General features: G+C 47.5%; 1 protein-coding gene and 1 pseudogene. Both read left to right on the forward strand.

Translation table 11 applies throughout. The annotated features are described in order from the left end of the window. Positions 1-801 (forward strand): annotated as a pseudogene (locus tag BUA75_RS16030) (hypothetical protein); the annotation flags it as partial. A 440-nt stretch (positions 802-1,241) separates the two neighbouring features. Beyond that, entirely contained in the window at positions 1,242-1,409 is a 168-nt protein-coding gene (locus BUA75_RS16035; RefSeq protein WP_165612062.1) for a hypothetical protein, read from the forward strand. Positions 1,410-1,520: the final 111 nt, after the last annotated feature.

Consider the following 1,520-nt stretch of genomic DNA (forward strand, 5'->3'; position numbering starts at 1 on the left):
TGGGATGTGTATACGCATCCAACAATGAGCGAAGCTGGAGTGATGCCAAGTGCTACTGCGCCCGTCACAGCAGGAGATGTTGCCAATTACCTGTCCGATTGGGCATCTCATGCAATTGGGTATGAGGCTCAAGGGTATGGGGAAACTGCACCATCTTTCCACTGGTTCAGCATACAGTATACGGCTTCGACGAATCCGTTCGTTTGGGGACAAATCAATGGTCTCTACGACACTACAGGGGTTACGAGTGCCAACCAAACCTTAACACCAAGCCAAGCGCAAACGGTGCTGTCGAATCTCCAGTGGTGGTTGAATGGATATAAAGTGTTGCCTGATGGAGCCTATGAATTGCATATGCCGTTAACTTGCTATTATGTGGCGTATGCGGACGAAGTGAATGCGCAGTCGCCCTATACCTTGGCGGACTATGAGGCGGTATTGACCCAAGATGCGAAGTTTTATGACCAGGTGACGCTCCAAAAGTCGGGGAACGATTGGTTGTTGACGTTACCCAACACCGAAGGAAGTCCGACAAATGTGGCATGGGATGTTAATTACGGAAACTGGGCTTACGGATATCAAGGAGGACCAAATGGTGCTGGTGATTACGGTGGAAAAACATTTAACATACCTTTTCAACCAGGCGTAGGATTTTCGATAGGACTGAATTCGTTGGACGAAAATGCATTTGGAGATACAACGGGAATACCAGCTAGCAAGACTACCTTGATGCCGCTTTATGTATTAGATGCATTAGGAATGCAGTCAGCCTCTGATTTGCCTGGTGGGTTGTCTATTTAACTAAAAATAGGATAAGAAGCGCCCTACGCGTGTAGGGCTTTTTTGATAGAATGACACATGGAAGGTGCGTAATTTCCGCCTTCACTCCCGCAAGAAAGGGGGTGAGGGGCGTGAATGTGTTCAACTCTTGGATTAGTTTGATCACTTCTGTGATAGGTCTATGTACTGCTTTGGTACAGTGGGCATCCACACGAAGAATCAAGCGGCATTCTAAGGGAAAAACACGAAAGAGCGGCAGGGACACCACCCGTAATCGCCGCTCTTAACGTCCCAGCGGAAGGGCTGGTTCTAGCCAGCCTCGCCCTTCCGCTTTTATTATCTTTAGCATATGACTTTTGAGATATTCCTGCAATAGTGTTTGATACATTATGGCACTTTTTTGGCGCTTTTTATTCTGTATAATTTGTTACGATAAAGTTAGCCGGAAAGGAGGGATACAAGTGTCTGTCACCAGGCGGGCAATTTTGGGTTTGCTTTTGCTTTTAGCGGTGATATTACCCGTTCTCTCGAATGTGGTGAGTGGGGTTGCTGCGGAAAAGCAAAGCGCCAGCACGAGTGCAGGTCAGAGTTTGGTACACATCACGCAGCAAAATTTGGCGACAAGATGATGGAGGAGAGGAAATCATGGGTTCTGTCAGCAGATGGTTGCTATATGGGTTAATTGCGTTGGCGGCAGGTTTGGTCATGGTAGCGGGCTACATGTCTTGGAGTAACAACCA

Origin of the sequence: Alicyclobacillus tolerans, from assembly GCF_900142255.1 — a bacterium.
GTDB classification, from domain to species: Bacteria; Bacillota; Bacilli; order Alicyclobacillales; family Alicyclobacillaceae; genus Alicyclobacillus_I; species Alicyclobacillus_I tolerans.